Origin of the sequence: Legionella beliardensis (genome assembly GCF_900452395.1) — a bacterium.
GTDB lineage: Bacteria > Pseudomonadota > Gammaproteobacteria > Legionellales > Legionellaceae > Legionella_C > Legionella_C beliardensis.
In genome coordinates, this window is record NZ_UGNV01000001.1 from 285,001 (window position 1) to 307,913 (window position 22,913).

Genomic DNA, 22,913 nt, shown 5'->3' on the forward strand with positions numbered 1-22,913 from the left:
GTTAATTGATGGGGTTATCCCTTTGGGGAGAAGCTCTTGATCGAAGCCCCGGTAAACGGCGGCCGTAACTATAACGGTCCTAAGGTAGCGAAATTCCTTGTCGGGTAAGTTCCGACCTGCACGAATGGCGTAACGATGGCCACACTGTCTCCACCCGAGACTCAGTGAAATTGAAATCGCTGTGAAGATGCAGTGTACCCGCGGCTAGACGGAAAGACCCCGTGAACCTTTACTACAGTTTTGCACTGGACTTTGATGATGACTGTGTAGGATAGGTGGGAGGCTAAGAAGTGGCAACGCCAGTTGCCATGGAGCCGACCTTGAAATACCACCCTGTTATCATTGAGGTTCTAACTTAAGCCAGTCATCCTGGCTGAGGACCGTGTATGATGGGTAGTTTGACTGGGGCGGTCTCCTCCCAAAGAGTAACGGAGGAGCACAAAGGTACCCTCGGTACGGTCGGACATCGTACCAAGAGTGTAAAGGCAAAAGGGTGCTTGACTGCGAGACCGACGGGTCGAGCAGGTACGAAAGTAGGTCTTAGTGATCCGGTGGTTCTGTATGGAAGGGCCATCGCTCAACGGATAAAAGGTACTCCGGGGATAACAGGCTGATACCGCCCAAGAGTTCATATCGACGGCGGTGTTTGGCACCTCGATGTCGGCTCATCACATCCTGGGGCTGAAGCAGGTCCCAAGGGTATGGCTGTTCGCCATTTAAAGTGGTACGCGAGCTGGGTTTAGAACGTCGTGAGACAGTTCGGTCCCTATCTGCCGTGGGCGTAGGAAAATTGAGAGGAGCTGCTCCTAGTACGAGAGGACCGGAGTGGACGAACCTCTGGTGTACCGGTTGTGACGCCAGTTGCATCGCCGGGTAGCTAAGTTCGGACGGGATAACCGCTGAAAGCATCTAAGCGGGAAGCCTCCCTCAAGATGAGTTTTCCCATGAAGCCCGTTGAAGACGACGACGTTGATAGGCAAGGTGTGGAAGCACAGTAATGTGTGAAGCTAACTTGTACTAATTGGCTGATTGTCTTGACCATATAACCTGAAGTGCTGTAAGTGCTTAAGGTGAGCGCTTGTAACCATTTAATCTTTACCCACCGGCTAACTTACATGTAAGTTAACCGGTACCCAGTTTTCCTGGCGACCATAGCCGTTTGGAACCACCTGATCCATCTCGAACTCAGAAGTGAAACAGACGTACGCCGATGATAGTGTGGGGCTTCCCCATGTGAAAGTAGGTCATCGCCAGGGCTTTAATTGTTGTAATTACAGAAATAACATATATAATGTTTGCTCTGTTTAGAGGAAAATTGCTGGCGTAGCTCAGTTGGTAGAGCAACTGACTTGTAATCAGTAGGTCCTGGGTTCGATTCCTAGTGCCAGCACCATATGATGAAAAGTAAGCGTGCATTAGTTTTAGCACGCTTTTTTTATGGCTGTTGCCTAAGTAGTATTTACTTCCAAAAGCAATAAGATCATGAAAATACTGTGGATTTTTAAAAGCAGTCAGTGATCAAACCACAACTGTTTTTTTAGTTTAAGCTAGTCCTCATATAATCGTACTTGACAATAGTCTTTTCGTGAAAGAAAATGGCGTTCATTTTGGAGGGGTTCCCGAGCGGTCAAAGGGATCAGACTGTAAATCTGACGGCTCAGCCTTCGAAGGTTCGAATCCTTCCCCCTCCACCAGTTACGAAGAAGTAATAGACAAGCGGGTGTAGTTCAATGGTAGAACTTCAGCCTTCCAAGCTGATAGCGTGGGTTCGATTCCCATCACCCGCTCCAAGCGTGTGTCAAAACTTCAAAACCGGTCTGTGCTTGAAGGCCCACATAGCTCAGGCGGTAGAGCACTTCCTTGGTAAGGAAGAGGTCACTGGTTCGAGTCCAGTTGTGGGCACCATAAATTATGAACTTTCTAGGGGGAGATTTTCCAATGGCGAAGGAAAAGTTTGAACGTAAAAAGCCACACGTGAATGTGGGAACAATTGGTCACGTTGACCATGGAAAAACTACGCTGACTGCAGCGATTACAACCATTATGGCAAAGAAATTTGGTGGGACAGCAAAAGCTTATGACCAAATTGATGCTGCACCTGAAGAACGTGAGCGTGGTATTACCATATCTACAGCGCATGTTGAATATGAATCATCGAACCGCCACTATGCGCATGTGGATTGCCCAGGCCATGCCGATTATGTGAAAAACATGATTACTGGGGCTGCGCAAATGGATGGTGCGATACTTGTGGTGTCAGCAGCAGATGGCCCAATGCCTCAAACGCGTGAGCACATTCTTTTATCTCGCCAAGTCGGTGTACCTTATATTGTCGTGTTCTTAAACAAAGCAGACATGGTCGATGACCCAGAGCTCTTAGAATTAGTAGAAATGGAAGTTCGTGACTTGTTAAGTAGTTATGAATTCCCTGGTGATGATATTCCAATCGTGGTTGGTTCTGCCTTAAAAGCACTTGAAGGCGAAACAAGTGACATCGGTGTTGCTGCGATTGAAAAACTGGTCGACACGATGGACTCTTACATTCCTGAGCCTGTTCGTAATATCGATAAAAGCTTCTTACTCCCTATCGAAGACGTATTCTCAATCTCTGGTCGTGGTACAGTGGTTACCGGTCGTATCGAGAGTGGTATTGTCAAAGTCGGTGAAGAAGTCGAAATCGTCGGTATTCGTGATACGCAGAAAACAACATGTACTGGCGTTGAAATGTTCCGTAAACTCCTTGATGAAGGGCGTGCCGGTGATAACGTGGGTATCTTATTGCGTGGTACAAAACGAGATGAAGTTGAGCGCGGTCAAGTATTAGCTAAACCAGGTACCATTAAACCTCATACCAAATTCGAAGCAGAAGTGTATGTGTTATCGAAAGATGAAGGCGGTCGCCATACACCTTTCTTCAATGGCTATCGTCCGCAGTTCTATTTCAGAACCACAGACGTAACCGGCTCTTGTGATTTACCAGAAGGCATCGAAATGGTTATGCCAGGTGATAACGTACAATTAACTGTACACCTCCATTCCCCAATCGCTATGGATGAAGGTTTACGCTTTGCGATACGTGAAGGTGGCCGCACCGTTGGTGCAGGCGTTGTTGCAAAAATAATCGAGTAATATAGATGGATGTGAGTTGGTACCATCTCACATCCAATTGTGTTGTTAAGTTAGGCCAGTAGCTCAATTGGCAGAGCGGCGGTCTCCAAAACCGCAGGTTGGGGGTTCGATTCCCTCCTGGCCTGCCAAAAACCATAAAAGTATGAAAAATTCAATAAACTCAAAAAGTAATTTTAAAGACATTGGTTTGTGGGCAGGCGTAGTGATAATTACTGTTGCTGCGTTTCTGTGTACTTATCATTTTAACTTTTCAGCACCTATTAAGGCTATTATCTGGATCGTTTGGTTTGTATTAGCTATCTTTTTAGCTTACTTTACTACCACAGGTCGCCAAGTTTTTGCCTTTGTTGGCGAGGCAAAGATTGAGCTACTAAAAGTAGTATGGCCTACACGCCAGGAGACTATTCAGACCACATCAATTGTTATGGTTATGGTGGCTGTAACAGGCTTTGTCCTTTGGGCCATTGATTCTGGAATGATGTGGGTCATTGCTAAAATAACTCATTTAGGTTGATAAACGTGGACGAGCAGAAAACAAAACAGTGGTATGTAGTTCATGCGTATTCAGGATACGAAAATTTCGTTATGCGTGAAATTAAATCACGCGCAGAGCAGTACGATATGCAAGATAAAATCGGCGAAGTTGTTGTTCCTGCGGAAGAAGTAGTTGAAATGCGTGCTGGACAAAAACGAAAGAGTACACGTAAATTTTATCCTGGCTATGTTTTAGTTAATATGGTTATGGATGATAAAACATGGCACATGATCCGCAAAATTCCTCGCGTCTTAGGTTTTATTGGTGGCACGGGGCAAACGCCTACACCCATTTCAGATAAAGAAGCACACGACATATTGCAACGTATAGAAGACGGTGTAACTAAGCCAAGACCTAAAATTCTATTTGAACCTGGTGAAGTCGTCCGCGTCAAAGAAGGTCCCTTTGTTGACTTTAATGGTGTGGTTGAAGAGGTTAACTATGAGAAGAGTAGGCTACGCGTTGCTGTTCTTATTTTTGGTCGCTCAACGCCAGTAGAATTAGAGTTCAGTCAAGTAGAAAAAACATAATTGTATTTTTCATTGTATTTAGGCCTATTTATTATAATCACCTATTTTCAGCAAATTATTTAAGCTATTCTAAATAGGCACAAATAAAAAATTATGATATAATATTTAGCTTTTGTAACTGGGGAGCTTGTTGATTTGCCTAGCATTCATCAATAAGCGTTATTGAACCCACTAAGGAGTCCTAAATGGCTAAAAAAGTAGACGCATACATTAAATTGCAAATCCCTGCAGGTAAAGCAAATCCGAGTCCACCAGTTGGTCCTGCCTTAGGGCAGCGCGGCGTGAACATTATGGAGTTTTGTAAAGCTTTTAATGCTACCACGCAAAATTTAGAACCAGGTTTGCCTACACCTGTTGTAATTACAGTCTATAATGATAAGAGCTTCACCTTTGTAACTAAAACTCCACCCGCTTCTGTTTTAATTAAGAAGGCTGCAGGCATTCAAAGTGGTAGTGGTAATCCCAATACTAAGAAGGTTGGCAAAATTACTCGCGCACAAGCTGAAGAAATTGCTAAAACTAAAGAACCAGACCTAACAGCAGCTTCACTAGAGGCCGCAGTTCAATGTGTTATTGGAACTGCAAGAAGCATGGGTGTTGAAGTTGAAGGCGTGGAGTAAGACGATCATGGCTAAATTAAGTAAAAAACAGCAAAAATTACGCGAAAAAATTAAACCAAACTATCTTTATCCAGCTACGGAAGCAATTGACATTCTAAAGGAGTTTACTAGTACTAAGTTTGAAGAAAGTGTAGATATTAGTGTTAATTTGGGTGTTGATCCTCGTAAATCGGATCAAGTTGTTCGTACTTCAACTAATTTACCTAAAGGAACAGGTAAAAAAGTTCGAGTTGCAGTATTTGCTCAAGGTGATAATGCTACTAAAGCTAAAAATGCTGGCGCAGATGTTGTCGGCTTTGACGATTTAGCAGAGCAAATTAAAGCTGGCGATCTTAATTTTGATGTTGTTATTGCAACACCAGATGCTATGCGATTAGTTGGTCAGTTAGGGCAAATTTTAGGTCCTAGAGGTTTAATGCCTAACCCGAAAGTTGGTACTGTAACGATGAATGTTGAAGCCGCAGTAGTAGATGCTAAAGCTGGACAAGTTCGTTATCGTACAGATAAAAATGGTATAATTCATTGTACAGTAGGTAAAGTTCATTTTTCCGCAGAAGATTTAATAGAAAATATTGCCGCCTTACTTGTTGACCTAAAAAAAGCAAAACCTTCATCATCTAAAGGTGTTTATCTTAAGAAAATTACACTTTCATCTACTATGGGGCCTGGGTTACCTATTGATCTTGCGTCAATACCTGTGTAATATACATCGCCCTTAAATCCGCTTTCACGGCATAGACATGGTTCGATGCCGTCGAAGACCGCAGGTGCCAATAGGCTTAATCTCCTGCGCAGACGGTGAACCGGCTTCGGTATTTACCTTAGACGGCCACCATAACTGTCAAATCTATCTGATTTGAACAACTAAGGAGGTCATTAACGTGACGATAACTTTAGCTACAAAAAAGGCCGTTGTAGAAGAGGTAACAAATGTTGCTTCTAAAGCTGTATCGGCTGTAGTTGCTGATTATCGCGGTTTGACTGTAAATCAAATGACTCAATTGCGAAGCGAAGCGCGAAAATCAGGTGTTTATTTACGGGTAGTTCGTAATACACTGACTCGTCGTGCTTTTGAGAATACTCAGTTTGCTTGCTTAAGCGAGAAATTAGTCGGTCCTTTATTTATAGCGCTTTCACTCGAAGCGCCTAGTGATGCGGCTCGCCTACTGAAAGACTTCGTAAAGACATTTGACAAGCTTGAAATCAAAGCATTATCTGTAGGTGGTCAAGTTTATGACTCTAGCCAGCTTGAAGCAGTTGCTAGCTTACCTACACGTGATGAAGCATTAGCTAAGCTAATGTATGTGATGAAAGCACCAGTGGAGAAATTTGTTCGTACACTTGCAGAACCTCATGCCAAATTGGTAAGAACGATTGCTGCAGTAAAAGAGCAAAAAGAGCAAACCGCATAATCTAATATAAATTTTTAATTAGGAGCTAGAAATGGCTGTTTCAAAAAATGAGATTCTCGAAACAATCTCTAACATGACTGTTATGGAAGTGGTAGAGCTTATCGAAGCAATGGAAGAAAAATTTAATGTTTCTGCAGCTGCTGCGGCGGTTGCTGTTGCAGGTCCTGCAGCTGCTAACACTGCTGCTGCTGAAGAAAAAACTGAGTTTAACGTAGTTATGACTAGCTTTGGTGCAAACAAAGTAGGCGTAATTAAGGTTATTCGTACTATTACAGGTCTTGGCTTAAAAGAAGCTAAAGATTTGGTTGAAGGTGCTCCATCCACTGTTAAGGAAGGGGTATCAAAAGACGAAGCGGCTGATATCAAAAAACAACTCGAAGAAGCTGGCGCTGCTGTCGAAATCAAGTAATATTGTTATAATTTTTGAAACCCGGCCATGTTTACATGGCTGGGTTTATGTGTTTGATATTATCGATAATTTACAGAGGAATCACCATGACCATGGCCACTGCAGAAGCTCAATCTCAACACTATTCCCATGCTGAGCAAAAACGATTTCGCAAAAGCTTTGGTAGGCAGGCTGATAAAATGGCTATTCCTAACCTGCTTGATATCCAGCTGAAATCTTATGCAGATTTTTTAAGAGCTGATTCGAATTCGAATTTATACCAAAATACAGGTCTTCATGCTGCCTTTTTGTCAGTTTTTCCTATACATAGTTTTTCTGGTAACGCAAGACTTGAATATGTTAGTTATAAATTAGGTGAGCCTGCATTTGATGTTCGTGAATGTAAATTGCGTGGCTTAACTTATTCTGCACCTTTACGTGTTAAAATTAGACTCGTCGTTTTAGATAAAGATGCTCCAGGCGAGCCAAAACCAATTAAAGATATCCGCGAGCAAGATGTATTTATGGGTGAAATCCCCTTAATGACAGATGTTGGTACTTTTGTGATTAATGGTACCGAACGCGTTGTTGTATCACAATTACATCGATCCCCTGGCGTTATATTTGAACATGATCGTGGTAAAACCCATTCATCAGGTAAATTATTATACTCAGCAAGAATAATTCCTTACCGTGGTTCATGGTTAGATTTTGAATTTGATCCTAAAGACTGCGTCTTTGTTAGAATTGATCGTCGACGCAAGTTACCCGTTACAATTTTACTACGGGCTTTAGGTTATGAAGTTGAAGATATACTTGGCGAGTTTTTCGAAACCACTGCATGTACCTTAAGAAATGGTGAGTTTCACATAAATTTAATTCCTTCGCGCTTGCGAGGAGAGATTGCTTCTTTCAATATCCAGGTTCCTGGCTCAAATGAATTAATTGTTGAGCAAGGTCGTCGTATTACAGCTCGACATATTAGATTGATGGAAAAAAGCAATATGCAAGACCTTGTGGTGCCGCGTGATTATCTAATCGGCAAAGTGCTTGCAAAACACGTTATTAATACAGAGACAGGTGAAGTACTAGCCCAAGCTAATGAAGAAGTATCGGCAGAGTTACTTGATCAATTAGCAGAGCAGGGCATTTTGAACTTTGACATGATTTATACAAATGATCTCGATCACGGCTCTTATATATCAGATACCCTTAAAATCGATCCTACCACTAGCCAGCTTGAAGCGCTTGTTGAAATTTATCGAATGATGCGCCCTGGTGAACCACCAACGAAAGAAGCTGCAGAGGCGCTATTTAAAAATTTATTTTTTGCTGAGGATCGTTACGATCTATCTGCCGTTGGTCGCATGAAATTTAATCGACGCGTAGGCCGTAAAGACGACACAGGCCCTGGTACATTAACCAAAGAGGATATTCTTGCCGTAATTAAAACACTTATCGATATTCGCAATGGTATTGGCTTAGTTGATGATATTGATCACTTAGGTAATCGCCGTGTACGAAGTGTTGGGGAAATGGCTGAAAATCAATTCAGAGTTGGTTTAGTGCGAGTAGAGCGTGCTGTTAAAGAACGCTTAAGCCTTGTTGAATCAGAAAATTTAATGCCGCAAGACCTAATTAATGCGAAGCCAGTTTCTGCTGCTATTAAAGAGTTTTTTGGCTCAAGCCAATTATCTCAATTTATGGATCAGGTTAATCCACTTTCTGGCGTGACTCATAAACGCCGTGTCTCAGCATTAGGCCCAGGCGGCTTAACTCGAGAGCGTGCTGGTTTTGAGGTTCGCGACGTTCATACTACCCATTATGGGCGTGTATGTCCTATTGAAACACCTGAAGGTCCAAACATCGGATTAATTAATTCACTGTCAGTTTATGCACGTACTAACGATTATGGTTTTATTGAAACACCCTGCCGTAAGGTAGTTGATGGCCGCGTTACTGATGAAATAGAGTATTTATCAGCTATTGAAGAGGTTGATCAATATATTGCCCAATCCAATGTTGCTGTTGATGAAAAAGGTAATATTATTGCTGATTTAGTGCCTTGCAGGCATCAGAATGAGTTTTCACTTACAACGCCTGATAAGATTAACTATATGGATGTTTCACCTAAGCAAATCGTATCAGTAGCTGCCTCATTAATTCCTTTCTTGGAGCATGATGATGCTAACCGCGCCTTAATGGGTTCAAACATGCAGCGTCAAGCGGTACCAACTTTGCGGTCCGAGAAGCCATTAGTTGGAACAGGCATGGAACGTACAGTCGCATCAGACTCAGGCGTATCGGTTGTAGCCAAACGCGGTGGGATTATTGATTTAGTAGATGCTTCAAGAATAGTGGTTCGAGTTAATGATGATGAGACCAGCGCTGGCGAAACTGGCGTAGACATCTATAATTTAACTAAGTACTTCCGTTCTAATCAAGACACATGTATTAATCAGCGACCAATTGTTGCGAAAGGAGACAGGATTCGTCGCGGTGATGTATTAGCGGATGGCCCTTGTACTGATATGGGTGAACTGGCTTTAGGGCAAAATTTGTTAGTAGCCTTTATGCCTTGGAATGGTTACAACTTTGAGGACTCTATATTAATTTCAGAAAGAATTGTTCAAGAAGAGCGGTTTACAACTATTCATATTGAAGAATTAACCTGTATAGCTCGTGATACAAAATTAGGAACTGAAGAAATTACAGCAGACATCCCTAATGTGGGTGAATCTGCATTAGCAAGCCTTGATGAGTCAGGTGTTGTCTATATTGGCGCAGAAGTTAGTGCTGGTGACATCTTAGTTGGTAAAGTAACACCAAAAGGTGAAACACAGTTAACACCTGAAGAAAAATTATTACGCGCTATCTTCGGTGAAAAAGCATCGGATGTGAAAGATTCTTCATTACGAGTTCCATCTGGTATGAATGGTACTGTCATTGATGTACAGGTATTTACACGTGATGGGCTTGAAAAAGATGAGCGAGCAAAAAGTATTGAGGAAGAGCATCTAGCACGGGTACGTAAGGATTTAATTGATGAGCGTCGTATTCGTGAAGAAGATATTTATCATCGTGTCTCTAATTTGCTATTAGATAAGCCAGCTACAGGTGGCCCAGGCAATATTAAAGCAGGTAAGGTTATTTCTGATGATTACCTAAGCTCAATTGACAGAGAAAAATGGTTTGACATTCGTGTTGACGATGAGGCCATTAGCCAGCAATTAGAGCAGCTTTCTAAGCAGCTTGAATTACTTAGTAAAGAAATGGAAAAACGCTTTAATGATAGCCGTAAAAAAATAGTTCAAGGTGATGATTTAGCACCAGGCGTATTGAAAATTGTTAAAGTGTATCTTGCTGTAAAACGTCGCGTTCAGCCTGGTGATAAGATGGCAGGTCGACATGGAAATAAAGGGGTCATTTCAATCGTTGTGCCTGTTGAAGATATGCCTTATATGGAAGATGGCACAGCAGTAGATATTGTTTTAAACCCATTAGGTGTACCTTCTCGTATGAATATTGGGCAGGTTTTAGAGACTCATTTAGGTTTAGCTGCGAAAGGACTAGGTAATAGGATTGCTAATTTAATTGATACAGAGCAACCCGTTGACGAAATACGCGCTTTTGTAAACAAGATTTATAACCATGATGACATGCAACGAGTTAATTTAGATTTATTAGATGACAATCAATTTAAACTATTGGCTGATAATCTCCGTAATGGAGTGCCTATGGCAACGCCAGTGTTTGATGGGGCATCAGAAGCTGAAATTAAATCAATGTTGGAGCTTGCTGGATTACCAGCTGATGGAAAAACAACATTAGTTGATGGAAGAACTGGCCGTAAATTTGATAATCCGGTCACAGTTGGTTATATGTACATGCTAAAACTCAACCATTTAGTTGATGATAAAATGCATGCTCGATCTACAGGTTCTTATAGCCTTGTAACTCAGCAGCCATTAGGTGGTAAAGCGCAGTTTGGTGGACAACGATTTGGAGAAATGGAAGTTTGGGCACTTGAAGCATATGGTGCTGCTTATACGCTGCAAGAAATGTTAACAGTTAAATCAGATGATGTCGGAGGACGAACTAAGATCTATAAAAATATAGTTGATGGTGATCATCGTATGGATCCTGGAATGCCTGAATCATTTAATGTATTGCTAAAAGAGATTCGTGCGCTAGGTATTGATATTGAATTAGACCATGACTAATTACTCAGTGATGTATTCTGACAACTAATTTTTGGAGGCATAGATTTGGCTACTCTAAGCGGTAATCCCATGAGAAAAGCGCCGGTAATGAGTGACTTACTAGGTATTCTTAAACAACAAGGTCAAAGTGAAGAATTTGATGCGATTAAAATCGCGCTGGCTTCTCCTGATTTAATACGTTCTTGGTCTTATGGCGAGGTAAAAAAACCAGAAACGATCAATTATCGGACCTTTAAACCTGAGCGTGACGGTTTATTTTGTGCAAAGACTTTTGGGCCTATTAAAGACTACGAATGCTTATGTGGTAAGTATAAACGCTTAAAGCATCGTGGCGTTATTTGTGAAAAATGCGGCGTTGAGCTTGCTTTAGCAAAAGTAAGACGTGAACGTATGGGGCATATTGAATTAGCTAGCCCCGTTGCCCATATTTGGTTCTTAAAATCATTACCTTCTCGAATCGGCTTACTGTTAGATATGACTTTAAGGGATATAGAAAGGGTACTTTACTTTGAAGCATTTGTTGTTGTTGATCCAGGCATGACAGAGCTTGAGCGTAGGCAATTATTAAATGATGAAGCCTATCTTGAAGCCATGGAAGAATATGGTGATGAATTTGACGCACGTATGGGGGCTGAAGCCATACGCGAATTACTACGCCAGATTGATTTAGAAGAAGAGATAAAAACGTTACGAGAAGAATTACCTTTAACTAATTCAGAAACAAAAATTAAAAAAATCACTAAGCGCTTAAAATTATTAGAAGCTTTTTATGAATCTGGTAATAAGCCTGAGTGGATGATTATGGACGTACTCCCTGTATTACCACCAGATTTACGACCATTAGTACCTCTTGATGGCGGCCGTTTCGCCACCTCTGACTTAAATGATTTATATCGCCGTGTGATTAATCGAAATAACCGTTTAAAACGCTTATTAGATCTTAATGCACCTGATATTATTGTTCGTAATGAAAAGCGTATGCTGCAAGAATCAGTTGACGCTTTATTAGATAATGGCCGCCGTGGCCGAGCCATTACTGGCACTAATAAGCGCCCATTAAAATCTTTAGCAGATATGATTAAAGGAAAGCAAGGTCGATTCCGTCAGAACCTATTAGGAAAACGAGTAGATTACTCTGGCCGTTCAGTGATCGTGGTTGGGCCTACTTTACGCTTACATCAATGCGGATTACCTAAGAAAATGGCATTGGAACTCTTTAAGCCATTTATTTTTAGTAAGTTAGAATTTAGAGGACTAGCAACTACCATTAAAGCAGCTAAGAAAATGGTAGAAAGAGAAGAGCCTGTGGTTTGGGACATCTTGGAAGATGTGATTCGCGAGCACCCGATTTTATTAAACCGTGCGCCTACATTACACCGTCTTGGGATACAAGCATTTGAACCTGTGTTAATTGAAGGTAAAGCCATTCAGCTGCATCCATTGGTGTGTACTGCTTATAATGCGGACTTCGATGGTGACCAAATGGCTGTTCATATTCCTCTTACTTTGGAAGCACAGCTTGAAGCTCGTTCACTGATGATGTCTACTAACAATATTTTGTCACCTGCAAGTGGTGAGCCAATTATTGTGCCAAGTCAGGACGTCGTCTTAGGTCTTTACTATCTAACGCGCGAGCGCCTTAATGCTAAGGGTGAAGGTAAATATTTTGCTAGCGCTCAAGAGGCACAAAATTTTTATGAAGCTGGCCTTCTTGATTTGCATGCCAAAGTTAAAATTCGTATGCCAATAGCGTTGGATAATGAAGAAGATGAGGGTGGTGAAACGGGAAGTGGTGAAGCAAGAGTAAAATATCAATTGGTAGAAACAACCGTAGGTCGAGGTATTTTATCTGATATCCTTCCTAAAGGTATGCCCTTTGAGCAAATTAATCGCCCAATGACTAAGAAAGCAATTTCTAAAGTAGTAGATAGTTGCTATCGAAAATTTGGTCTAAAAGAAACAGTTATTTTCGCTGACCAATTGATGTATATGGGCTTTAAATTTGCAACTCGTGCAGGTGCTTCTATTGGTATTGAGGATATGGAAATACCTGAAGATAAAGCCACAATTATTGAGCAGGCAGACAATGAAGTTCGTGAAATTGAATCGCAATATCGTTCAGGTCTAGTTACAAACGGTGAGCGCTACAATAAAGTAATCGATATATGGTCACGTACCAATGAAATGGTTGCCAAATCCATGATGACTCGGATTGCAACTGAAGAAGTAACTGATAAAGAAGGTAATGCCGTTAGGCAGGCCTCGTTTAACCCTATCTTCATGATGGCTGACTCAGGTGCGCGGGGTTCGGCAGCTCAGATAAGACAGCTAGCTGGTATGCGGGGTTTAATGGCTGCTCCAGACGGCTCCATTATTGAAACACCTATTACAGCGAATTTCCGCGAAGGGTTAAATGTATTCCAATACTTTATTTCTACTCACGGAGCTCGTAAAGGTTTGGCAGATACAGCTTTAAAAACAGCTAACTCAGGTTACCTAACGCGGCGATTAGTTGACGTGGCACAAGACGTTGTTATTACTGAGGACGATTGCGGTACTGAGCAAGGTATACTCATGCAGCCTTTAATCGAGGGTGGTGATATTGTTGAGCCATTGCATGAACGCGTTTTAGGCCGAGTTGTTGCGAAAGATGTTTATATTCCTAACCACAGTGAACCAATTGTGGCTGCTGGCACCTTACTAGATGAAGAGCTAGTTGAGAAATTAGAACGATATAGTGTCGATCAGGTGCTCGTCCGCTCACCTATAGAATGCCAAACTCGCTTTGGGTTGTGTGCTAAGTGCTATGGCCGAGATTTGGCAAGAGGCCATTTAGTTAACACGGGTGAAGCTGTAGGTATCATTGCTGCTCAATCAATCGGAGAGCCTGGTACACAGTTGACGATGAGAACATTCCATATTGGTGGAGCAGCCTCACGAGCAACTGCAGCAAATAATATTCAAATTAAAAATAAAGGGGTTATCCGTTTGCATAACATTAAAACTGTAACCCATGCAAATGGTAATCTTGTGGCGGTTTCTCGCTCAGGGGAAGTGTCCATCGTAGATGATTTTGGTAGAGAAAGAGAGCGTTATAAGCTACCTTATGGTGCTGTGCTCACTGTTCAAGATAATACAGCTGTTGAAGCAGGCCAAATCATTGCAAGCTGGGATCCTCATACTCATCCAGTTATTTCTGAAGTAAGTGGCCGATTAAAATTCATTGACCTTATTGAAGGGTTAACAATGAATCGGCAAACTGATGAAATTACAGGTTTAAGTAATATTGTAGTTACTGATGCTAAACAGCGTAGTGCTATAGGCCGCGACATGCGTCCTATGGTTAAATTAGTATCAGATGATGGGGAAGATATTTACTTAGCAGGCACTAATGTTGCTGCTCAATATTATTTACCTGTCGATGCAATTATTAACTTTGAAGATGGCAGTGAAGTGGGTATTGGGGATGTTATCGCTCGTATTCCTCAAGAACGGTCAAAAACGCGTGATATTACCGGTGGTCTACCACGTGTAGCTGATTTGTTTGAAGCACGTAAACCGAAAGACGCTGCTGTCATGGCTGAAGTTTCTGGGGTAGTGAATTTTGGTAAAGAAACCAAAGGTAAGCGTCGCTTAATTATTACAGAATCTGAGCATAAGGCACATGAAGAACTCATTCCTAAATGGCGTCATATTTCCGTGTTTGAGGGAGAGCATGTTGAGCGAGGTGAAATAATTGCTGAAGGCCCATTAAACCCACATGATATCTTGCGATTATTAGGCGTTGGTGCACTAGCAAATTACATCGTCAATGAAGTTCAAGACGTTTATCGTTTACAAGGCGTAAAAATCAATGATAAACACATTGAAACTATTGTACGGCAAATGCTGCGTAAACGAGTAATTACTTATGCTGGTGACTCTAAATTCTTAGCTGGAGAGCAAGTTGAGGAAAGTGTAATGTTGCAGGAAAATGATAAACTTGCTGCAGCAAACAAAGAATTGGCAAGAGGAACGCCAATTTTATTGGGTATTACTAAAGCTTCTTTAGCAACAGAGTCTTTTATATCTGCTGCGTCATTCCAAGAAACTACTCGCGTACTTACAGAAGCAGCGGTGAGTGGTAAAGTGGATGATTTGCGCGGATTGAAGGAGAACGTTATGGTTGGTCGTTTGATTCCAGCAGGAACAGGCTATACCTACCATCAAAAACGTAAATCAAAGCGTGCAAAAGCAGTAGGAAATGAACATACTACGCATACAGTGACTGCAAGTGATGTTGAACATGCACTAAGCGAAGCACTCAATGCGGACAATCATGATCATTAATTCGGATTAAACAATAGCAGATTTGCTTGACAAATCTGCTATCCCTATATAGAATCCGGCCTCCTTATGCATTCGAAATATGACAAAAAAGTTCGGAGTTAAGAATAAATATGGCTACTATTAACCAATTAGTAAGAAAGCCACGGGTACACGCGAAAAAGAAAAGTAATGTCCCTGCGCTAGAATCTTGCCCTCAACGTCGTGGTGTATGCACGCGTGTTTATACAACTACACCAAAAAAACCTAACTCAGCAATGCGTAAGGTAACTCGGGTTAGGCTCACAAATGGTTTTGAGGTAACTTCCTACATTGGTGGTGAAGGTCACAATCTACAAGAGCACTCTGTAGTATTAATCCGGGGTGGTCGTGTTAAAGACTTACCTGGTGTGCGTTATCATACTGTCCGTGGAAGTTTAGACACTTCGGGTGTAAATGATCGTAAGCAAGGACGTTCTAAATACGGAACCAAGAAACCTAAAGACAAGAAATAATTTGATGGTAGGAATGTGAAATGCCAAGAAGAAGAGAAGTACCCAAACGCGAAATTTTGCCTGATCCAAAATACCATAGCGAACTATTGGCAAAATTTATTAACGTACTAATGGTTAGCGGAAAAAAATCAACCGCTGAAAAAATCATATATGGTGCTTTAGCTGTGTTAGCTGATCGTGCTAAAAAAGCCAAAAAGCATGATGAGGAAGGTAGTGAAGGCAGCACAGGTTCAGGTGCTAACCTTGTATTACGTTACTTTGAGCAAGCGCTCGATAATGTACGTCCTACAGTAGAAGTTCGTTCAAGACGTGTAGGCGGTGCAACTTATCAGGTGCCCGTAGAAGTACGCACTGATCGTAGTATTGCATTAGGAATGCGCTGGATTGTGCAAGCTGCGCGCTCACGTGGTGAGAAAGGCATGATGCTACGTTTAGCGGGTGAGCTAATGGATGCTTATGAAAATAAAGGTTCAGCTGCGAAGAAACGTGAAGATACGCATAAAATGGCTAAAGCTAACCAGGCTTTTGCTCATTTTAGATGGAATTAAGAGAGGTAATCCGTGTCTACTCCATTAGAACTTTACAGAAATATCGGAATTGCGGCTCACGTTGACGCTGGGAAAACGACAACGACTGAGCGCGTCTTATTTTATACGGGCATGTCTCATAAAATAGGCGAAGTGCACGATGGGGCTGCAACCATGGATTGGATGGTTCAGGAGCAAGAGCGAGGTATTACAATCACGTCCGCAGCAACAACTTGTTACTGGGAAGGCATGGATAAGCAGTATGCTCGTCATCGTATCAACATTATTGATACCCCAGGGCACGTAGACTTTATGATTGAAGTTGAACGCTCCTTACGCGTTCTTGATGGTGCTATTGTTGTATTTGATGCTGTCTCTGGTGTTGAACCGCAGTCTGAAACAGTATGGCGCCAAGCTGATAAATATGGCGTGCCTAGACTTGTTTTTGTGAATAAGATGGACCGCATGGGTGCTAATTTTTTACGTGTGGTAAATCAAATTAAGCAAAGACTGGGTTCAAATCCTGTTGTTGTACAATTACCTATTGGATCAGAAGATGCCTTCATTGGTGTTATTGATCTCATAAAAATGAAAGCTATTCATTGGGATGAAGAAAGCAAAGGCATGTCGTTTGAATATAAAGACATTCCTTCAGAAATGTTACCTCACTGTGAAGAATATAGAGCTAAAATTATTGAGGCTGCTGCTGAAGCCACAGAAGAGCTCATGGAAAAATATTTGGAAGGTAACGAGTTTAGTGAAAAAGAAATTAAAGAGGCTTTGCGTCAACTCACTGTGACTAATAAAATTGTACCTGTATTTTGTGGTTCAGCGTTTAAGAATAAAGGTGTCCAAGCGGTACTTGATGGGGTAGTTGATTATCTACCTTCACCAATTGATATTCCAGCTATTAAAGGACATGATGAAGACGGTAATGAAATTAAGCGAAAAACATCCTATGATGAGCCGTTCGCAGCATTAGCCTTTAAAATAGCTACCGATCCCTTTGTTGGTACGTTAACTTATTTCCGCGTTTACTCAGGTATCCTTAAAAGTGGCGATACCGTTTATAACTCAGTAAAAGGGAAGAAAGAGCGTATCGGCCGACTGTTACAAATGCATGCTAATTCTCGTGAAGAAATTAAAGAGGTAAAAGCGGGAGACATTGCCGCAGCCGTAGGTCTTAAAACAGTTACTACTGGGGATACCCTTTGTGACATTAATGGGTCGCCAGTTATACTTGAGCGCATGGATTTTCCTGATCCGGTAATCGCCGTAGCTGTAGAGCCTAGAACAAAAGCTGATCAAGAGAAAATGTCTATTGCTTTAGGCAAGTTAGCCCAAGAAGACCCATCATTCCGTGTCCATACAGACGAGGAGTCCGGTCAAACCATTATCCAAGGCATGGGTGAGCTTCATCTAGAGATTATTGTTGACCGAATGAAGCGTGAATTTAGCGTTGAAGCAAACGTTGGTAAACCACAAGTGGCATATCGAGAAACAATAAAGCAGTCTGTTGAGCAAGAAGGAAAGTTCGTACGGCAGTCAGGTGGTCGTGGTCAATATGGTCATGTATGGCTTAAAATTGAGCCGCAAGAGCCTGGCAAAGGGTATGAATTTATTAATGCTATTGTGGGTGGGGTTATACCTAAAGAGTATATTCCAGCAGTAGATAAAGGTGTGCAAGAGCAGTTACTAAATGGCGTTATCGCTGGTTATCCTGTTGTAGATGTAAAAGTAACACTATTTGATGGTTCTTATCATGAAGTGGACTCAAGTGAAATGGCATTTAAAATTGCAGGCTCACAATGCTTCAAGCAAGGTGCTCTTAAGGCAAAACCTGTTCTTCTTGAACCTATAATGAGTGTTGAAGTTGTAACTCCTGAAGATTATATGGGCGACGTAATGGGAGACCTAAATCGCCGCAGGGGTATGGTACAAGGTATGGAAGATTCTCCGGCTGGAAAAGTAATTCGTGCAGAAGTGCCTTTAGCTGAAATGTTTGGCTATGCGACAGATGTTCGTTCTATCAGTCAAGGCCGTGGAACATTTTCTATGGAATTTGCACGATACGCTGAAGCACCTTCGAATATTGCTGAAGCGATAATTAAGAAACAATAAGTTAATGAGGTATTGAGAAATGGCGAAGGAAAAGTTTGAGCGTAAAAAGCCACACGTGAATGTGGGAACAATTGGTCACGTTGACCATGGAAAAACTACGCTGACTGCAGCGATTACAACCATTATGGCAAAGAAATTTGGTGGGACAGCAAAAGCTTATGACCAAATTGATGCTGCACCTGAAGAACGTGAGCGTGGTATTACCATATCTACAGCGCATGTTGAATATGAATCATCGAACCGCCACTATGCGCATGTGGATTGCCCAGGCCATGCCGATTATGTGAAAAACATGATTACTGGGGCTGCGCAAATGGATGGTGCGATACTTGTGGTGTCAGCAGCAGATGGCCCAATGCCTCAAACGCGTGAGCACATTCTTTTATCTCGCCAAGTCGGTGTACCTTATATTGTCGTGTTCTTAAACAAAGCAGACATGGTCGATGACCCAGAGCTCTTAGAATTAGTAGAAATGGAAGTTCGTGACTTGTTAAGTAGTTATGAATTCCCTGGTGATGATATTCCAATCGTGGTTGGTTCTGCCTTAAAAGCACTTGAAGGCGAAACAAGTGACATCGGTGTTGCTGCGATTGAAAAACTGGTCGACACGATGGACTCTTACATTCCTGAGCCTGTTCGTAATATCGATAAAAGCTTCTTACTCCCTATCGAAGACGTATTCTCAATCTCTGGTCGTGGTACAGTGGTTACCGGTCGTATCGAGAGTGGTATTGTCAAAGTCGGTGAAGAAGTCGAAATCGTCGGTATTCGTGATACGCAGAAAACAACATGTACTGGCGTTGAAATGTTCCGTAAACTCCTTGATGAAGGGCGTGCCGGTGATAACGTGGGTATCTTATTGCGTGGTACAAAACGAGATGAAGTTGAGCGCGGTCAAGTATTAGCTAAACCAGGTACCATTAAACCTCATACCAAATTCGAAGCAGAAGTGTATGTGTTATCGAAAGATGAAGGCGGTCGCCATACACCTTTCTTCAATGGCTATCGTCCGCAGTTCTATTTCAGAACCACAGACGTAACCGGCTCTTGTGATTTACCAGAAGGCATCGAAATGGTTATGCCAGGTGATAACGTACAATTAACTGTACACCTCCATTCCCCAATCGCTATGGATGAAGGTTTACGCTTTGCGATACGTGAAGGTGGCCGCACCGTTGGTGCAGGCGTTGTTGCAAAAATAATCGAGTGAGTGAGATGAGTAACAATCAAAATATTAAAATTCGCTTAAAGTCGTTTGATCATCGCTTAATCGATACATCGACTCGCGAAATCGTAGAAACAGCAAAGCGTACAGGGGCTCAAATAAGAGGCCCTATTCCACTTCCTGTTAAAAAGGAAAAATTTACAGTATTGATTTCGCCTCATGTTAATAAAGATGCGCGCGATCAATATGAATTACGAACCCACAAACGTCTAGTAGTAATCGTACATCCAACTGAAAAAACTGTGGATGCCTTAATGAAGCTAGACCTGGCTGCCGGGGTTGATGTTCAGATAAGCCTAGATGATGAATAATTCATTTAAGGCAATGGATACTAAAGAGGTATTACTATGACGACATTAGGGTTAATTGGCAGAAAGGTAGGTATGACACGCATCTTTACTGATGATGGTGTATCTATACCTGTATCTGTAGTAGAGGTATTGCCTAACCGAGTTTCACAAATAAAAACGTTAGAAAAGGATGGTTATATTGCTGTCCAGATAACTGCAGGCGAGAAAAAATCAAGCCGAGTAAGCAAGCCACTTGCCGGACATTTTGCTAAAGCACAAATTGAAGCAGGTGATATGATTGGTGAGTTCGTTATGGATTCAACCGATGCATATCAGGCAGGTCAAGAGATTAATGTAGCTGATGTGTTTACTAATGGCCAGTATGTTGATGTATGTGGAACATCTAAAGGAAAAGGTTTTGCAGGCACTGTAAAGCGTTATAATTTCCGCACACAAGATGCTACACATGGTAATTCTAGATCACATAGAGTACCAGGTTCAATTGGACAAAACCAAACACCTGGTAAGGTCTTTAAAGGTAAGAAAATGGCAGGCCATATGGGTAATGCGAGATGCACTACTCAAAATTTAGAGTTAGTGCGCATTGATGCTGAGCGCAATTTACTACTCATTAAAGGCGCCATTCCTGGCTGCCCAGGTGCTAAGGTGCGAGTAACACCAGCTGTTAAAAAGAAAGCAAGGGGAGAATAATGGAACTTAAAACTAAAGACACCAATACCTCCTTGAAGGTGAATGAACAAATTTTTGGTTACGATTATAACGAAGGCTTAATACATCAAGCTGTTGTAGCTTTTATGAATAATGCCCGTAGTGGTAATAGCGCTCAAAAAACACGCTCTGAAGTAAGAGGCGGTGGAAAAAAGCCTTGGAACCAAAAAGGAACTGGTAGAGCACGCGCTGGAACTATCCGAAGCCCACTCTGGCGTGGGGGCGGTATTACATTCGCTTCTAAAAAAAGAGATTATAGTCAAAAAATAAATAAAAAAATGTACAAAAGGGCTTTACGTAGTATAATCTCTGAACTTTATCGTAATGACAATCTTATTGTTGTTAGTGAATTTCAATGTAATTCACATAAAACAAAAGATTTTATAGCTAAAGTTAAAGAATTCGAACTTACAAATGCATTAATAGTTATGGATGAAATTAGTGAGCAAGAATATTTAGGCTCACGTAATTTAGTTGAGTTTGATGTTTGTGATGTTATGTCTGTAGATCCGGTAAATTTACTACAATTTGAAAAAGTAGTCATAACTAGTAGTGCTATTAAGCGACTTGAGGAGTTGTTACAATGAATGCTGAACACATAATTATGGTTCTGCGTGAGCCCCATACCTCTGAAAAGTCTACTGTTATGGCTGAAAAATTTAAGCAGTTTACATTTAAAGTATTGCCAACAGCTACTAAGCCAGAAATTAAAAAAGCAGTAGAACAGATGTTTAACGTCAAAGTAAAAAGTGTATCTGTAATAAATGTTCCTGGCAAACAAAAGCGTTTTAAACAATTGCAAGGTAAAAGAAGCGATTGGAAAAAAGCGTATGTGTCATTACAGGAAAATTATGATATTGACTTTAGCTTGGCAGAATAAGGCAGATTAAGATGGCTCTTTTAAAATCTAAACCCACCTCACCGGGTAAGCGTGGTGAGCTAAAGGTTGTACATCATAATATTCATAAGGGACAACCACATGCCGCTTTAGTTGAAAAATTAAATAAAACAGGCGGTCGTAATAATTATGGTCGTATCACTGTCCGTCATATTGGTGGCGGAGCAAGATGCAAATATAGAGTAATTGACTTTAAACGCAATAAAGATGGCATTGAAGGCAAAGTTGAGCGTTTAGAGTATGATCCTAATCGTTCAGCTCTCATTGCTCTTATTGCTTATAAAGATGGTGAGCGCCGTTATATCATTGCTCCAACTAATTTAGAAGTTGGTAGCATTATAGTTAGTGGTGAAGATTCTCCCATCAGTATAGGTAATTGCCTGCCACTAAGAAATATTCCTGTTGGAACAACTATTCATTGTGTAGAGCTAAAGCCTGGTAAGGGTGCTCAATTGCTACGCAGTGCAGGGTGCGGCGGCCAGATTGTCGCAAAAGAAGGTTCTTATGCAACATTGAAGCTTCGTTCTGGTGAAATGCGTAAAGTATTAACTTCATGTCGTGCCGTAATTGGCGAAGTTAGCAACAGTGAGCATAGCTTACGCAAATTAGGAAAAGCTGGTGCTAAGCGTTGGCGAGGCATTAGACCTACTGTACGTGGTGTTGCTATGAACCCAGTTGATCATCCACATGGAGGAGGTGAGGGAAGAACTTCAGGCGGTCGTCATCCTGTAACACCTTGGGGTGTGCCTACAAAAGGATATAAGACAAGGAGCAATAAACGTACTGATCGCTTTATTGTAAGACGACGCAAAAAGAAATAATTAGTTAAGAGGATATTAAGGTGCCACGTTCCATAAGAAAAGGTCCATTCATTGATCGACACTTATTAAAGAAGATAGAATTGGCGAATCAGACAAAGTCTAAAAAACCAATTAAAACTTGGTCCAGACGTTCGACAATAATTCCTGAAATGATTGAGCATACTATTGCCGTACATAACGGTAAGGTTCATGTTCCTGTCTACATTACTGATAATATGGTCGGTCACAAATTAGGCGAGTTTGCTACGACTCGAACATTTAAAGCGCATTCTGGTGACAGAAAGGCTAAAGGTAAATAAGAGGTCATGATGCAAGTTACAGCTAAATTAAGTAATGCACGTCTGTCCGCACAGAAAGCTAGATTAATCGCGAATTTGATTCGCGGTTTAAGCGTCTCAAAGGCACTTGACGTATTGCGCTTTACTCCCAAAAAAGGAGCAGCGCTCATGCTAAAATTATTAGAATCAGCCATTGCTAATGCTGAAAATAATAATGGTGCTGATATTGATGAGTTAAAAGTTGGAACTGTCTGCGTGGATGAAGCTGCTACTTTGAAAAGAATTAGTCCGCGTGCTAAAGGAAGGGCCAATCGCATTTGCAAGCGCAATTGCCATATTTTAATTAAAGTATCTGACGGGGTATAGC

The 22,913-nt window shown here is 41.5% G+C and carries 20 protein-coding genes, 5 tRNA genes and 2 rRNA genes (1 of these 27 running past the window's edge); all 27 read left to right on the forward strand.

All coding sequences use genetic code 11. From position 1 onward, the window contains the following. Window positions 1-1,042, forward strand: a 23S ribosomal RNA gene (locus DYE47_RS01220) (it extends 1,856 nt beyond the left edge of the window). 99 nt (window positions 1,043-1,141) lie between these two features. Beyond that, window positions 1,142-1,256 (forward strand): 5S ribosomal RNA (rrf, locus tag DYE47_RS01225). Window positions 1,257-1,317: 61 nt separating this feature from the next. After that, window positions 1,318-1,393: transfer RNA gene (locus DYE47_RS01230), tRNA-Thr, on the forward strand. 216 nt (window positions 1,394-1,609) lie between these two features. Next, a tRNA-Tyr gene (locus DYE47_RS01235) sits at window positions 1,610-1,694 on the forward strand. A 22-nt stretch (window positions 1,695-1,716) separates the two neighbouring features. Next, window positions 1,717-1,790, forward strand: a tRNA-Gly gene (locus tag DYE47_RS01240). Between the two features lie 39 nt (window positions 1,791-1,829). After that, window positions 1,830-1,905 (forward strand) — tRNA-Thr (locus tag DYE47_RS01245). A 33-nt stretch (window positions 1,906-1,938) separates the two neighbouring features. Then, window positions 1,939-3,129, forward strand: a complete 1,191-nt coding sequence (gene tuf, locus DYE47_RS01250) for an elongation factor Tu (RefSeq protein WP_115301529.1) — start codon at window positions 1,939-1,941, stop codon at window positions 3,127-3,129. A 52-nt stretch (window positions 3,130-3,181) separates the two neighbouring features. Then, window positions 3,182-3,257, forward strand: a tRNA-Trp gene (locus DYE47_RS01255). Window positions 3,258-3,271: 14 nt separating this feature from the next. Further along, the gene (gene secE / locus DYE47_RS01260; RefSeq protein ID WP_115301530.1) at window positions 3,272-3,643 is read left to right on the forward strand and encodes a preprotein translocase subunit SecE; all 372 of its coding nucleotides are present in this window, start codon (window positions 3,272-3,274) and stop codon (window positions 3,641-3,643) included. A gap of 5 nt (window positions 3,644-3,648) precedes the next feature. Next, entirely contained in the window at window positions 3,649-4,194 is a 546-nt protein-coding gene (nusG, locus tag DYE47_RS01265) for a transcription termination/antitermination protein NusG (RefSeq protein ID WP_165482098.1), read from the forward strand. 185 nt (window positions 4,195-4,379) lie between these two features. Beyond that, complete coding sequence (gene rplK, locus DYE47_RS01270) at window positions 4,380-4,814, forward strand: 50S ribosomal protein L11 (RefSeq protein ID WP_115301532.1); 435 nt, start codon at window positions 4,380-4,382, stop codon at window positions 4,812-4,814. A gap of 7 nt (window positions 4,815-4,821) precedes the next feature. Further along, window positions 4,822-5,517: a 50S ribosomal protein L1 gene (gene rplA, locus DYE47_RS01275; protein ID WP_115301533.1), complete on the forward strand. Its 696-nt coding sequence runs from the start codon at window positions 4,822-4,824 to the stop codon at window positions 5,515-5,517. A 178-nt stretch (window positions 5,518-5,695) separates the two neighbouring features. After that, on the forward strand, window positions 5,696-6,226 hold the full coding sequence (gene rplJ, locus DYE47_RS01280; RefSeq protein ID WP_115301534.1) for a 50S ribosomal protein L10: 531 nt from the start codon (window positions 5,696-5,698) through the stop codon (window positions 6,224-6,226). A gap of 31 nt (window positions 6,227-6,257) precedes the next feature. Next, window positions 6,258-6,635: a 50S ribosomal protein L7/L12 gene (gene rplL, locus DYE47_RS01285; protein ID WP_115301535.1), complete on the forward strand. Its 378-nt coding sequence runs from the start codon at window positions 6,258-6,260 to the stop codon at window positions 6,633-6,635. A 92-nt stretch (window positions 6,636-6,727) separates the two neighbouring features. Beyond that, window positions 6,728-10,837, forward strand: coding sequence for a DNA-directed RNA polymerase subunit beta (gene rpoB / locus DYE47_RS01290; protein ID WP_115303977.1), 4,110 nt, complete (start codon window positions 6,728-6,730; stop codon window positions 10,835-10,837). A gap of 87 nt (window positions 10,838-10,924) precedes the next feature. After that, window positions 10,925-15,166, forward strand: a complete 4,242-nt coding sequence (rpoC, locus tag DYE47_RS01295) for a DNA-directed RNA polymerase subunit beta' (RefSeq protein ID WP_165482096.1) — start codon at window positions 10,925-10,927, stop codon at window positions 15,164-15,166. Between the two features lie 110 nt (window positions 15,167-15,276). Continuing rightward, complete coding sequence (gene rpsL, locus DYE47_RS01300; RefSeq protein ID WP_115301537.1) at window positions 15,277-15,657, forward strand: 30S ribosomal protein S12; 381 nt, start codon at window positions 15,277-15,279, stop codon at window positions 15,655-15,657. Between the two features lie 20 nt (window positions 15,658-15,677). Beyond that, window positions 15,678-16,205, forward strand: coding sequence for a 30S ribosomal protein S7 (gene rpsG / locus DYE47_RS01305; RefSeq protein WP_115301538.1), 528 nt, complete (start codon window positions 15,678-15,680; stop codon window positions 16,203-16,205). A gap of 12 nt (window positions 16,206-16,217) precedes the next feature. Beyond that, complete coding sequence (fusA, locus tag DYE47_RS01310) at window positions 16,218-18,305, forward strand: elongation factor G (RefSeq protein ID WP_115301539.1); 2,088 nt, start codon at window positions 16,218-16,220, stop codon at window positions 18,303-18,305. A gap of 19 nt (window positions 18,306-18,324) precedes the next feature. Beyond that, window positions 18,325-19,515 carry an elongation factor Tu gene (gene tuf / locus DYE47_RS01315; RefSeq protein WP_115301529.1) on the forward strand — a complete coding sequence of 397 codons (1,191 nt, stop codon included), beginning with the start codon at window positions 18,325-18,327 and terminating at the stop codon, window positions 19,513-19,515. Window positions 19,516-19,520: 5 nt separating this feature from the next. Beyond that, window positions 19,521-19,841 carry a 30S ribosomal protein S10 gene (rpsJ, locus tag DYE47_RS01320; protein WP_115301540.1) on the forward strand — a complete coding sequence of 107 codons (321 nt, stop codon included), beginning with the start codon at window positions 19,521-19,523 and terminating at the stop codon, window positions 19,839-19,841. 36 nt (window positions 19,842-19,877) lie between these two features. Further along, window positions 19,878-20,531 (forward strand): 50S ribosomal protein L3, encoded by a 654-nt coding sequence (gene rplC, locus DYE47_RS01325; RefSeq protein WP_115301541.1) that lies wholly within the window; start codon window positions 19,878-19,880, stop codon window positions 20,529-20,531. Then, window positions 20,531-21,136: a 50S ribosomal protein L4 gene (rplD, locus tag DYE47_RS01330; protein ID WP_115301542.1), complete on the forward strand. Its 606-nt coding sequence runs from the start codon at window positions 20,531-20,533 to the stop codon at window positions 21,134-21,136. Before rplC ends, rplD begins: the two co-directional genes overlap by 1 nt. Beyond that, on the forward strand, window positions 21,133-21,429 hold the full coding sequence (gene rplW / locus DYE47_RS01335; protein ID WP_115301543.1) for a 50S ribosomal protein L23: 297 nt from the start codon (window positions 21,133-21,135) through the stop codon (window positions 21,427-21,429). The genes rplD and rplW overlap by 4 nt, the downstream gene beginning before the upstream one ends. An 11-nt stretch (window positions 21,430-21,440) precedes the next feature. Next, a complete protein-coding gene (rplB, locus tag DYE47_RS01340) occupies window positions 21,441-22,268 on the forward strand; it encodes a 50S ribosomal protein L2 (protein ID WP_115301544.1) in 828 nt (275 codons plus the stop codon). 20 nt (window positions 22,269-22,288) lie between these two features. Beyond that, window positions 22,289-22,567, forward strand: coding sequence for a 30S ribosomal protein S19 (gene rpsS, locus DYE47_RS01345; RefSeq protein ID WP_115301545.1), 279 nt, complete (start codon window positions 22,289-22,291; stop codon window positions 22,565-22,567). 9 nt (window positions 22,568-22,576) lie between these two features. Further along, window positions 22,577-22,912, forward strand: coding sequence for a 50S ribosomal protein L22 (rplV, locus tag DYE47_RS01350; protein WP_115301546.1), 336 nt, complete (start codon window positions 22,577-22,579; stop codon window positions 22,910-22,912). Window position 22,913: the final 1 nt, after the last annotated feature.